10 protein-coding genes and 3 pseudogenes are annotated in these 12,315 nt (G+C 57.9%); 5 read left to right on the top strand and 8 right to left on the bottom strand.

Annotation, left to right across the window (positions count from 1 at the left end):
* The first annotated feature begins 5 nt into the window (after window positions 1-5).
* Window positions 6-1,634 (top strand): glycerol-3-phosphate dehydrogenase/oxidase, encoded by a 1,629-nt coding sequence (locus KVY02_RS07640; RefSeq protein WP_218314899.1) that lies wholly within the window; start codon window positions 6-8, stop codon window positions 1,632-1,634.
* 115 nt (window positions 1,635-1,749) lie between these two features.
* Here KVY02_RS07640 and KVY02_RS07635 read toward each other — a convergent pair whose 3' ends face one another.
* From KVY02_RS07635 to KVY02_RS07605, 7 genes and pseudogenes are all read right to left on the bottom strand, one after another.
* The gene (locus tag KVY02_RS07635; protein WP_016913671.1) at window positions 1,750-1,974 is read right to left on the bottom strand and encodes a hypothetical protein; all 225 of its coding nucleotides are present in this window, start codon (window positions 1,972-1,974) and stop codon (window positions 1,750-1,752) included.
* A gap of 615 nt (window positions 1,975-2,589) precedes the next feature.
* Window positions 2,590-3,588, bottom strand: a complete 999-nt coding sequence (locus KVY02_RS07630) for an IS5 family transposase (protein WP_081191873.1) — start codon at window positions 3,586-3,588, stop codon at window positions 2,590-2,592.
* 138 nt (window positions 3,589-3,726) lie between these two features.
* Window positions 3,727-4,302, bottom strand: a pseudogene (locus tag KVY02_RS07625) (ISL3-like element ISPpu12 family transposase); the annotation flags it as partial.
* A 166-nt stretch (window positions 4,303-4,468) separates the two neighbouring features.
* Window positions 4,469-5,818 (bottom strand): annotated as a pseudogene (locus KVY02_RS07620) (IS1182 family transposase).
* 58 nt (window positions 5,819-5,876) lie between these two features.
* Window positions 5,877-6,605, bottom strand: a pseudogene (locus tag KVY02_RS07615) (ISL3-like element ISPpu12 family transposase); the annotation flags it as partial.
* Between the two features lie 21 nt (window positions 6,606-6,626).
* Window positions 6,627-7,139, bottom strand: coding sequence for a signal peptidase II (gene lspA / locus KVY02_RS07610; RefSeq protein ID WP_016915550.1), 513 nt, complete (start codon window positions 7,137-7,139; stop codon window positions 6,627-6,629).
* 3 nt (window positions 7,140-7,142) lie between these two features.
* A complete protein-coding gene (locus KVY02_RS07605) occupies window positions 7,143-8,039 on the bottom strand; it encodes a cation transporter (RefSeq protein ID WP_218314898.1) in 897 nt (298 codons plus the stop codon).
* Window positions 8,040-8,134: 95 nt separating this feature from the next.
* On the opposite strand from KVY02_RS07605, the gene cadR reads away from it, so the two are divergent.
* Window positions 8,135-8,542 carry a Cd(II)/Pb(II)-responsive transcriptional regulator gene (cadR, locus tag KVY02_RS07600; protein WP_070461291.1) on the top strand — a complete coding sequence of 136 codons (408 nt, stop codon included), beginning with the start codon at window positions 8,135-8,137 and terminating at the stop codon, window positions 8,540-8,542.
* A 335-nt stretch (window positions 8,543-8,877) separates the two neighbouring features.
* Here cadR and KVY02_RS07595 read toward each other — a convergent pair whose 3' ends face one another.
* Window positions 8,878-10,260, bottom strand: coding sequence for an IS1380 family transposase (locus KVY02_RS07595; RefSeq protein WP_045632137.1), 1,383 nt, complete (start codon window positions 10,258-10,260; stop codon window positions 8,878-8,880).
* Between the two features lie 118 nt (window positions 10,261-10,378).
* On the opposite strand from KVY02_RS07595, the gene KVY02_RS07590 reads away from it, so the two are divergent.
* From KVY02_RS07590 to KVY02_RS07580, 3 genes are read left to right on the top strand one after another with little or no spacing between them, the layout of a single operon-like run.
* Window positions 10,379-10,723: a M16 family metallopeptidase gene (locus tag KVY02_RS07590; RefSeq protein ID WP_218314897.1), complete on the top strand. Its 345-nt coding sequence runs from the start codon at window positions 10,379-10,381 to the stop codon at window positions 10,721-10,723.
* Window positions 10,720-11,316: a 16S rRNA (guanine(966)-N(2))-methyltransferase RsmD gene (gene rsmD, locus KVY02_RS07585; RefSeq protein ID WP_218314896.1), complete on the top strand. Its 597-nt coding sequence runs from the start codon at window positions 10,720-10,722 to the stop codon at window positions 11,314-11,316. Before KVY02_RS07590 ends, rsmD begins: the two co-directional genes overlap by 4 nt.
* Window positions 11,313-12,305 carry a hydrolase gene (locus KVY02_RS07580; RefSeq protein WP_218314895.1) on the top strand — a complete coding sequence of 331 codons (993 nt, stop codon included), beginning with the start codon at window positions 11,313-11,315 and terminating at the stop codon, window positions 12,303-12,305. Before rsmD ends, KVY02_RS07580 begins: the two co-directional genes overlap by 4 nt.
* The last annotated feature ends 10 nt before the right edge of the window (window positions 12,306-12,315 follow it).

Here is a 12,315-nt window from a genome sequence, read left to right as displayed (position 1 = left end):
CCGCCATGAAACTGCGTAACCGTAATGTAGAGAAATTGCACACCGATGACTTTGACGCACTGATCATTGGTGGTGGCATCAATGGTGCAGCCACCGCTGCGGCGCTGGCCGGCAAAGGCGCCAAAGTGGCCCTGATTGACCGTGGTGACTTCGCTGGCAGTACCAGCATGCACTCCTCCAACCTGGTTTGGGGGGGGATCAAGTATATGGAAAGCAAGGACTTTGCCCTGGTGCGCAAGCTCTGCAAGAGCCGTAACCACCTGATCAAGAGCTACCCTTCGACGGTGGAAGAAATTCGCTTTTTGACCACCATCACCCAAGGTTTTCGGCACTCGCCTCGCTATCTGTGGGCGGGTACCTGGCTGTACTGGCTGATGGGCAATGGCTTTACACGCCTGCCCCGCCTTCTGTCTCCCAAAAAGCTCAAGCAGGAAGAGCCCATCATCGATATCAAGGATGCCGTGGGCGGGTTCGAATATTCCGATGCCTACCTGCACGACAACGATGCCCGCTTCGTCTTCAACTTCGTGCGCCATGCGTTGAACTACGGTGCCGTCGCCGCCAATTACGTCGAGTCGCTGGGCGCCGAACGCGATGGAGAACACTGGGTCACCCGCGCCCGCAACGTCATGGACGGCACGACCTTCAATATTCATTCAAAAGTATTGATCAACGCCGCCGGGCCGTGGGTCGACCAGCACAATGCCCTGACGGGCCAGAAGACCACCCATCAGCACTTGTACTCCAAGGGCATTCACCTCATCGTGCCCCAGCTCACGGCGACCAAGCGCGTGCTGGCCTTCTTTGCCGATGATGGCCGTCTGTTCTTCGTGATCCCCATGGGCAATCGTACCTGTATCGGTACCACCGATACGCACATGGAAAGCCCTGAGGTCGATGTCACGGCAGACGACATCGCCTTCGTGCTGGAAAACATCAACAAGCGACTGACACTGGACAAGCCGCTGACCCAGGATGACATCATCTCCACCCGCTGCGGCGTACGGCCGCTGGCCATCAAGGCCGAACAAGGCAGCGACCGAGACTTTCTGCAGCTGTCACGCAAGCACGTCATCGATACCAACCCGGAAAGCGCGCATATCAGCATCTTTGGCGGCAAGCTGACCGACTGCCTGAACGTGGGCGATGAAATTTCCGGTGAAGTCATGAAACTGGGCGTTACCCTGCCCGACCCCAGTTTTCACTGGTACGGTGAGCCGCCCGAGCCGGTCAAGCAGCAGTTCATGGACCAGGCCAAGCGCATGAATCTGGACGCCATGACGGCCGCCACCTCCTCCGAGCCGCTATCCTCTCGGCTGTGGCGACGCTACGCCGAACAGGCCATCCCGATGCTGGAAAAGATCCGCCAGGACCCTTCGGAGGCCGATATTCTCATCGAAGGCACCGAGTACATCCGCTGTGAAATCGAGCATGCCCGAGACCATGAAATGATCACCCAGCTGGAAGATTTTCTGCGTCGGCGTGCCAAGGTGTCGATGGTGGTTCATCACGAGCAGCTACGCCACTCCAGCGGGTTGCAAGAAGCCTGCCGCGTGCTGTTCGGTGAAGAGGCCGAGGCACGCCTGGCCACTTACTTTGCGGAAAACCGCGATACTTCTCGCCCCCCCAGCTAACCCGCCAGCCTGGCGTAACCCCCCCGCTTGCAGGTGCACGCCCAATAAAAACCCAATAAAAAGCCCCCTGCCATCACTGGCAGGGGGCCAATCAGTTCAGCAAGCGAGTGACGACCTACTCGTCGTGTACCACCGCCAGTTGAGAGTCGCCGGCCAACACTTCATCCCAGGCCTCTTCCAGGGTACACCCCTGTCGGCTGTCGATGGTGTCGATGACCTCGACCGCGTGTTGCAGCGACTCGCGATTGCCTTTTAGCGCCAGGACCAGTTTGGCCAGATCCTGTTTACTGAAAGTGCTAGCGATACGGTCAGCTTGTTGGCTCAATTCGATGCAGTTCATGGTAAGTCCCTCATGGTATGCTCAGCCGCTGCCTGTTACGGTTCACGGAGTGTGGTAATCAAGCAGCCATCTTATTAATGAAGAATGATGACATTGCTACTCATGCTGGGCCGGGTAAGTGCCCAGTTCGGTAACTGCGAAACGGTCACAAGCGTTACAAGACCTTCGCCTTTGGCGCTTTGGTAAAACATCAGCGCCTCGGTGTGTAGCAAGGAACCCTGCGGCGTATCGGGATAACAAGACACCGCCGTGATCCATGACTTCACTATGGTTCACGGGGGCAATACTCACAATGCACCCTTGGCAGCAGGCGCGGTTGTAGTTTGACTACAGAAACGTCAAAACCATGAAAGTGCTGATGGTTACTTTCACAAGCGCAGTTAAACGACTGTTTTAAATGAAACTTGAAAAACAAGTAAGAGTGCTAACAAAAAACTGAATACTGAAAAAACATAATAAAAAAGGGTATACGGATTTAAGGAATCGCTGATCAATTCGCCTCTGAGCAGCTGAAGCGTTCAGGGCGGCATATTCACCGCGTCAACGATCACTTTCTGGCCACTAAAGGTGGCCTTTTTACCCTGGCAGCCGGGTTATCCGGCTGCCAGGCCTGATTCAAGACACACTGGCCCCGTCAGCATGGCCCTGGCATCGTCCAGCCAGCAACAAATTGCCGAGGGCGAACAGGGTGAACAGCTGCGCCTGGTTCCTGGCTAGCCCCTTGTAGCGAACCTTCCGGTAGCCGAAGAGGTTCTTGAGGACATGAAACGGGTGCTCGACCTTGGCGCGGATGCTGGCCTTGGCCTTCTCGTATTTCAGCAGCAGTACTTTCATTGGGCTGTCTTCCATCTTCTTGATAGTGCTGCGCCTGGCGGCGACGCAACAACGGGAATCCGGGGCATCCTTCTCTTCGCCCAGATAGCTCCACATACCGGTGTAGCCCGCGTCGCCGTATACCCGCTTGTCATCGTCCCGGACCAATTCACTGGTCATGGTGACATCGGCGACGTTGGCCGACGTGGCGGCAACACTGTGGGTCAGCCCAGTGACCGCATCGACACCGATATGGGCCTTCATGCCGAAGTAATACTGCTTGCCCTTCCGGGTCTGCTTCATCTCTGGATCGCGCTGCCTGGCCTTGTTCCTGGTGGAAGGCGCAGCAGCCACGATGGTCGCATCGACAATGGTGCCCTCACGCATGAACAGGCCTTGCTCGGTCAGGTGGGCGTTGATCTCATCGAAGATCCGCTGGGTCAGGGCATGCTGCTCCAGCAGGTGACGGAAGCGCAGCAGCGTGGTCGCGTCCGGCACGCTCTCGATGGCCAGATCGATACCGATGAAATCACGCATGGCCTGGCTGTCGTAGAGGGCATCCTCCAGCGCTTCATCGGCCAGGGCATACCACTGCTGCAGGAAGTAGATGCGCAGCATACGCTCCAGGCCAATGGGTGGCCGGCCTCGCTTGCCCGCTGAATTCGGGAAGTAGGACGGCGACAGTGCTTCGATCAGCCGCGGCCACGGCACCAGCGCCTCCATTTGGGCAAGAAACCGCTCGCGGCGGGTGACCTTCTTCTTGTTCTGGTGCTCAGCCTGGGCGAATGAGATCTGTTTCATCGGAGTGGCTCTGTCAGCGGGTGTTGGACAGGTCAGATTTTACCTCGCCGGTGGCTACGAGGCAGCTCCGGCGAGATTTATGCAGCGTTTCCTTAATGGTTGATGGGGCACCTTCACCCCATCAATCTGATACCACCCTCAGATGGTTGATAGATCGACTCCGTAGTTGAGTTCCTCTGCGAAGTCCGGCAGTCCGTAACCGATGGTTTTCTTGTAGAAAGGAGAGACCTTCGCAGTCGGTGCCTTCTTCTTGTGCTTCGTGGTGTAGAGCATTCGTGCCCGCATCACCTCGAAGGAGTAACCGCGCCCTTCACGGTTCTTGTCCTTGGCCAGTCGGTTGATGGACTCAGTGTAAGCGTTGGTGACGGGCATGTCCGTCTCGAAGTAGGTCATGGTCTCTTCGCGCCAGTTTCCCACTGCCCTGACCAGATCGCTCCAGACTTCCTTTTGGCCCTTCGGGATGGTGGCTATCCACTCGTCCAGGGCGGCTTCTGCCTGGAGCCGTGTGGTGGCGTCCCAGATGCCGTAGAAGCGCTCCTTGTGCTCGTAGGCGGCCAGCAGTTGCGGGAACGCGCCTGTCCAGGTCTCCATGATGAGGCGCTCCCGGTCTGAGACTTCGTGAGCGCGTTTCAGCAGGATTTTCCGGTCTCCCTTGAGAGTCCGGCTCTGGGACGGTTTCAGCTCCTTTCTGAGGCCCTTGCGCACTCTCTCTAGCAGTCTGTCGGACTTGAGGTTAATGGATGAGCTGAGGCGTGGGTTCTTCACCCCCCCCTGTGTTGGTGTTGGTGTTGGTGCTGTTGTGTGGCTCTTAACCTGCCCCTCAGCTTCTGCAAGGCGGTTCTGACGCCTTGCCTGCTGGCCGGTTGGGCGCGGCGAGCCCTCAGCCCGCCGTCAACCGGTGCATCCGCTTGATATTCCACGCCATGGTGGCCAATCGCCACTCGCCGCTGACCTTATCCAGTCCGCGTAGCGAGAACTGCCGGAACCCCATCACGTGTTTGATGATCCCGAAGACCGGCTCCACGGTATGTTTGCGCAATGCGTAGAGCGCTCGGCCCGCCTGCGTCTTCAAGCGGTGTGCCATCTGTTCGACGGGGTCCTCGCTCTCCGGGGCAGGCGGATCCGCGGCGAAACGTTCAAAGACCGGAAGGTGATGGACGTCTCGCTTCATCGCCAACAGCGGTTCGATACCATGGTCATGGCAGGCCTGGATATTGCTGGCACTGAAGTAGCCGGTATCACCCAGCAGGTGGTCAGGTTTTCCCAGCGTTTCCGGGTAACCTTGCCGGCCGTCAGTAGCGGCATGACTTGCTGCTTGTCATTGGTCGCCTGCGTGACGTGGACATGGGTCACCAGCAGACTCTCGGTATCAACCGCGGCTTGGGCGTTGTAGCACTGATCAAACCCCTTGCCGGTGACCGGCATGATGCGCGACTGCGGGTCGGTGAAATTGATCTGATCCTTGTCACGCGGGCCACCAGTGGGCGGTTCGGGGTCACGCCCACGGGGCTTCTTGCCGGCCTTGCGCTGCGCCTCCCGCCGCGCCACCTTTTCCTGATAGGCGGCTTGCTCGGTGGCGTCCCGCTCCTCGGCGCGCGCCTCGATCTTGGCCTTCGCCTCAGCGATGGCCGCCAGGCGGGCTTCACGGCGGGCAATCTCGGCGGGGATATCCATGCCGTCGGCCGCGTCCTCCTTGTCCGCCGACTCGGCCCGCTCGGTCAGCGCTTTCACCTCTGCCCTGAACTGTGCCTCCAGCTTCTTGGCCATACGACAACGCCTTGTGCTTGCTGGCGTTGGCCTTGAGCTTGGTGCCGTCCAGGGCGATGGTGCCAAGCTTGAGCAGCTTCATCTCGCGGGCCAGCAGCAGCACCTGTACGAACAACTGTTCCAGTTCCGGCAGAAAGCGGCGGCGAAAGGTGGCCAGCGTGTCATGGTCGGGATGGGTATTGGCGGCCAGGTAGCGGAACGCCACCGAGTCATAGGTGGCACGCTCGATCTTGCGGCTGGAGACCACCCCGGTGGCGTAGCCGTAGATCAGCAGGCTCAGTAGCACCGCCGGGTGATGTGCCTTGGAACCCCGCCCCATGTAACGCCGGGTCAACGTCGAGAGGTCCAGTTGTTCGACAACATCGACAACGAACCGCGCCAGGTGACCATCGGGCAACCACTCGTCTACCGAAGGCGGCAGCAGGTAATCGGTCTGGCGATCCACAGGGATGAAGCGGCTCATGGCGATCTTCTCAGCTCGGCGATGACGGTGGTCAGTATCTCACGGTGCAACGGAAAGACCGACAGGCTGCTAGGGCATCGTTGGCCATGCGCACCACATGGAACTTATCGACCACGATACGGGCCTGGGGCAGCACAGCCTTGACCGCTGCCCGGTAGGGGTTCCACATGTCCATGCTGACGATCTCGACCTTCTGCCGGTCTTTCAGCTTCATCAGGTAGTTGGTCACCACGTCCTGGCGGCGGGTGGCCAGCAGGTCGAGCAGGGTTCGCTCCTCAATGTTGGTCAGAATGCAGCGGTAGCGCTTGTTCAGGTATAGCTCGTCAATGCCCAGGATGCGGGGCGTCTCGAAGCGGTGCCAGCGCCCGAGGAACTCGGCGCGGGCGTTGAAGATGTCGCGCACCGTCTTCTCGTCCAGGCCGGTCTGTGCCGCCACAAAGGTGTAGGGGTGGTTGAAGGATTCCTTCTCCACGTACTCATGCAGCCGCAGTGTCATACGGAATCCGTCCACCATCTCCGGTAGCTGGGGCCTGAATGTTGTCTTGCAGGCCCGGCAGGTGTATCGGCGGCGGACCACCCAGAGAGTGACCCGCTTGCCGTGGATGGGCAGATCACGATAGGGAACGTCACGCTTGCCGAACCGTACGAACTCACCCTGCACGCCGCATTCCTCGCAGGCGATGGGATCGGGCACGTCCACCTGGAAGTGCATTTCGTCGTCGGTTGATTTGCAGCCCAGTACTTGGTATTGCGGCAGGTGAAGGATGTTGTCGGGAAGTTCGGTCATGGTGTTGTATAGGCGTAGGTGTCAGTCAGATCCATCCGGCTCGGCATTGGTGTTTGCTTTTTTACCCAACAAGCTGCTGGAAACGAAAAGTAAGGCACCGAGGACAATTGCAATATCAGCCAGGTTGAAGGCCGGCCAATGCCAGTCTCGCCAATAGAAATCAAAGGAATCCACAACATAGCCGCGAAAGACCCGGTCAATCAGGTTGCCCATGGCGCCACCGAGGATAAGACTGTAAGCGATGGCTTCTCCTTTATGACGATTTTCAAGGATCAGCTTGATCAGAAAAATCGAGACCACTACCGCGATTCCGATAAAAAAGTAGCGCTGCCAGCCTCCACCATTCGCAAAAAGACTGAATGCGGCACCGGTATTCCATACGTGTACCCAGTTAAAGAATGAGGTCACTGAAATAGACTCGCCATAGGCCATTGATTGTTGCACCAGCCATTTTACGGCCTGATCAGACGCTGCCAGCAGGCCCGATATGGACAATAGGGCATACGGCGAGAGCTTTTTGCCAATAATGAGCATTATTTAACCCTTCAACGCCAGAATGCGTCTGGCACCGTTAAGTACAATGCCCCCCGCGATGGTGCCGATAATCAGATCCGGATAATTGGAACCGGTCCACGCGACCAGGGCGCCGGCGGTGATGACCCCCAGGTTGATCACCACGTCGTTGGCCGAGAATATCCAGCTTGCCTTCATGTGCGCCCCGCCCTCCCGATGTTTGGATACCATCAGCAGACAGGCGGTATTGGCAATCAATGCGACGAATGCGATAGCCATCATCACCAGCGATTCAGGCTCACTACCGAATACAAAGCGTCTCACCACCTCTATGAGTACGCCAACAGCCAAAACCAGTTGGACCACACCAGCAACGTGCGCAACACGGACCTGCCTTTTCACGCTATGCCCAACCGCATAAAGAGCGAGTCCGTACACTGCCGCATCAGCAAAATTGTCCAGGGACTCTGCAATGAGGCCAGTTGACTGAGCCATCAGACCGGCAGTCATTTCCACCACGAACAGAAGTGCATTGATGCCGAGCAACCAGCGCAGGGTCCCGGATTCTTGCTTAGCAGAAGCTGCCGAAAACTCGGCGGCCTTGATGGTCTCCGGATTTGCAGCGACGGTTTCCTGAAGCGAGGCGCCTAGCCCCAAGGTCTTCAGTTTCGAGGTGACGGGCTCGACCTCGCCGTCATGCACGACCTTCAGCCGGCGGTTCGACAAGTCGAAGGACAGCGCCCGAATCTCCTCAAAGCCGTTCAGGGCTAGGCGAATCATTCGTTCTTCTGATGGACAGTCCATCTTCGGCACGGCATAAACACTGACCCATCTCCCTGGCGCCTCGGAGGAGGCCTGTATATCGGTATCCGCTGCGGACGTTGCATCACCGCCACAGGCGCCACCACAGGATTTGCTCATGATACGACTCGACTTGAACAATGTTGTGGTACCATTTAAAACTATAAAGCTACTATAAGGTCAATAGAGTAAAGAATCCGTTGGGGAGGAGGCTGATGCGCATTGGTCAGTTGGCGCAGTTGGTAGGGGTCGAAACACAGACGATCCGCTTCTATGAACAGCAGGGCTTGTTGCCGCCGCCTGATCGGCAGGACAACGGTTACCGTGTCTATACCGAGAAGCATGGTGAGGGGCTGGCCTTCATCCGTCGCTGCAGAATCCTGGGCCTGTCACTGGCTGAGATTCACGAACTACAGAGCTATCAGGACGACCCTCATCAGCCTTGTACCGCCGTCAACGCCTTGCTCGATGATCACATCTCTCATGTGCGGTCGCAGATAACCGCTCTGCAAGCGCTTGAGAAACAACTCGTTTCACTGAGAGCGAGTTGCAACGATGACCGGGAAGTTGAGGCGTGTGGGGGTCTTGCTGGAATTAGCGAAGGAAACATGCACCAGCAGTAGGTGAAGCATCAACCAGATAATCCGATGAGATGCCGGTCTGTCTCACTCTCATGCAAAGGTAAGATCAACCATTTAATCCGCTTACCCTTCATTCCCATGGCCAGCAACCCGTCTTATTCATGAGAGCTCTCAAAGTGACTCATTTTCGGCAGCTTGATGACCCTCTAACCGTTTTCGGGCTGGGGGGTACGATTTTCGGTAGTGTATTTACTTTGTCAGCGTAAAAACAGAAAGGTTTTGTGCCTGCTTTCAACTCTTTCACAGCTTTTCTTATCATTTAGGCAAGATAAAACCTCAGCCGTTCAGCCGATAACCTGTTTGTTGCGTGCCTCGGTTTAAGTTTGAGCCTGATGCAGTCGAGGCAAGTTTTTAAGCAGACTGGGCCACCATTTGCCGCCAGACTGTCCGATATGAACTGCTATTTTTCGCGCATGCACGGCCACGGTCGCTGCTGTTTTCAGGATCTGCTCGCGGACTTTGCGTATGCTCCAGCCCTTTTGTGTGACGCGCTCCATCAGCGCTCGCAGACTGTGCAGCATCTGATAAGCGTAGAGACTCAGCAGCAGGCTGACCTGATTGCGGCCCATCACCTGTTGCACGGTAGACGCACCACGGCAGGTAGAAGATAGGTGAACGTTGAGCGTGTCTTTCAGTTCGCCCATGTGCCCCTCAGCTTTCCCGCGTTTGCGGTACAGCTGCAGAATTTTATGCGGTGTCCAGTCTTTCCAGTCCAGGCTGGTGACTAGGAAAAAATGTTTTAAAAACAGATCATCCGGTTGCTCGCAGACCACTAAAATAATGCGGCGCGGCTTCTCCCAAGACTGTGCCTGATAGTAAAACTCATGGCACCACTCGCGTAGTTGATGGGTTGGCCGACCCACTGGGCGCTTGAGGTAGTGTGCCGCTTCGCGCTCAAGTACGGTATTGCTGGACAATCGACCAACATATTCAATATTGGCGTCATCCAGTGCCGAAAGTGTTGGGTTGCCAGTAAAACCCGCATCAAAACGAACTCTGACCTTGGTGCCGGTTGTCTTGCCAATCCGTTCAACCAGCTTGGGAATCCAGTGCTCAGCTTGTACTGCACAACCGCTGTTTCCCTCTCGTAACAGGCCGCCAACCATGTCGCCCGTTTCAGCGATAGAAGCCACCAGCGGTGAGTAGTGTGAATAACCAACATAGCTGTTGTAGCCCGTTCTGACTTGTTGGCCAAAAGTTTCAATGGGCAGGCCATCGACATCCAACGTGATCGATGACAATGGCTTGCCGCTGCGCATCGAAGACAGTCGCCACATGGCCATGTCGAGCAAACCGTCATGAAATGCAGACTGGTTGATATCTGTGGCCAACAGATTCAGAAGACGCGACAGGGTTGGCTGCGAAGGACGGGGCTGCTCTAGTGGCGTGGTGCTGCGCTGATCGCTGCAGGCCAGCTGCAAAACCGGGTCGTTTGCTAGTGTTTGCGTATCACTCAGATCGTCCCAGCCCAGCGCACGCTGAATCAGCAGAGTACGAAGCTGACTGGACAAACTATGTTGCACACGTGCGGGGTCACGATCATCAAGCAACTGCCGATCCAAGCTCTCAATCACACCGCTGCGATCGAGCACCTCGCGCAGCAAGAATGCACCGGCATCACTACTGGTTTTTTGTTCACTGAGCTGCACTGAAACAGATAAGTTGCAGGCTGGTTTCCAGCTTGGTAGTGTTTCACCCATGGCGAGCGGCCCTCTCTAATCAAGTTCTTGCCGAACATATTGATTATAAAGAATAAACCACTCGCCTTCTTTATTTTAGGTCAAGGCTCGTGAATAAGACGGGAGCAACGGGCCCTTCATGATCAGCATGCAGACGCGCAGTGACCAGACCGCCGAGGCGCTCGAGGTGATCAATGACACCCTGGACAGCTTTATCGCCGAAGGCCCGACCGAGGACGAACTGGCCCGCGCCAAGCGTCAATTGCTCGGCCAGTTTGTGCTGGGCACCGCCAGTAACAGCGCCATCGTCGGTCAACTGGCGGCCAACGGCTTCTATGGCCTGCCGCCCGATCAGTTCCAGCAACTGATCAGTGACATCGAAAGCCTGACCCTGGAGGAGATTCGCAGCGTGCTGCAGCAGCGCCTGCCTGCCGACCAGCGGTTGATCATCACCCTGGGCCAGACACCGGAGGATGAGGCATGAGCCGGGCAAAGAAACCCAGGGCCTTTTCCCCCACCGAGCGCGGCGAGCTGCGTATCATTGCCGGGGAGTGGCGCAGCCGGCGCTTTGCCTTCAACGCCCTGCCCGGCCTGCGGCCCACGCCGGACCGCGTGCGTGAAACCCTGTTCAACTGGCTCAGCGGCCAGGTCGAGGATGCCCGTTGCCTGGACCTGTTTGCCGGCAGCGGTGCGCTGACGCTGGAGGCCCTGTCGCGCGGGGCCGCCGAAGTCTTGGCCTGCGATCTCAGCCGTGAGGTGGTCAGCACCCTGCGCGGCCATTTGCAGACATTGCACTGCGAGCGCGGCGAGGTGCGCCAGCAGGACGCCTTGAGCCTGCTCGCCACGCCGCCAGCAGCGCCCTATGAGATTGCCTTTCTTGACCCGCCCTTCCATCAGGATCTGTTGTTGCCCGCCTGCCAGGCGCTGGAAGCCAATGGCTGGCTGACCAGCCGCGCCTGGATCTACCTGGAAAGCGAGCAGCGCCCGGCACAATTGGCACTGCCGGCCAGCTGGCATCTGCACCGCGAGAAGCGCGCCGGTCAGGTGCATTACAGCCTGTGGCAGCGCCAGGCATGAGCCTGTTCCGCCCGGCACGCTGGCTGCCTGGCGGGCATAGCCAGACACTGTTCAGCGTCTTGTTCCGACGTGCACCCAGACTGCAACGTCGGCGCGAGCGCCTGACCCTGAGTGATGGTGATTTTCTTGATCTGGACTGGTACGGCCCGGACGGCCCCGATGTACCGCTGGTGATTCTGCTGCACGGCCTGACCGGCAGCTCCAGCTCCTTGTATATTCTCGGCCAGCAACGGGCGCTGGCAGCGCAGGGCTGGCCCAGCGTAGCGGTCAACTGGCGCGGCTGTTCCGGCGAGCCCAATCAGCGCGCACGCAGCTACCATTCCGGCGCCAGCGAAGACCTCGCCGAAGTAGTGGATCACCTCAGCCAGCAACACCCCGGGCGCACCCTGGCTGCCGCTGGCTATTCATTGGGCGGCAATGTATTGCTCAAATACCTGGGTGAAACCGGCCCTGACTGCCGACTGCGTGCTGCAGCAGCGATTTCCGTGCCTTTTCGTCTCGATCAGTGCGCCGACCGCATCCGCCAGGGCTTTTCACGTGTTTATCAGACGCGCTTTCTGCGCGACTTGCTGGCCTATACGCGCAACAAGCAGCGGCTGTTTGCGCATCAAGGCCTGCACGCCGAGCACGCCCGGCTCAGCGCCATCGGCTCACTGGAAGGCATGGACAGCTTCTGGGATTTCGATCACCGGGTTACTGCTCCGCTGCATGGTTTTGCCAGCGCCGAGGATTACTACCGCCGCTGCAGCAGCCGCTATTTTCTCTCCGCTATACGCGTGCCCACGCTGATCATCCAGGCGCTGGATGATCCTTTTGTGTTTCCCCACACAGTGCCGGAACTGGCTGAACTGGCCCCCGGCACCGAGATGGAGCTGTACGCCAAAGGCGGGCATGTCGGTTTTATCGAAGGGCCACCCTGGCGACCACGCTATTATCTCGAGCGACGTTTGCCAGAGTGGCTGGATACGGTCTTGAGCGGGCGTACCTGAACAAGCGGTG

Source organism: Halomonas sp. 18071143 (genome assembly GCF_019211725.1).
Lineage (GTDB): Bacteria > Pseudomonadota > Gammaproteobacteria > Pseudomonadales > Halomonadaceae > Vreelandella > Vreelandella stevensii.
This window is presented reverse-complemented; position numbering and strand designations above follow the sequence as displayed.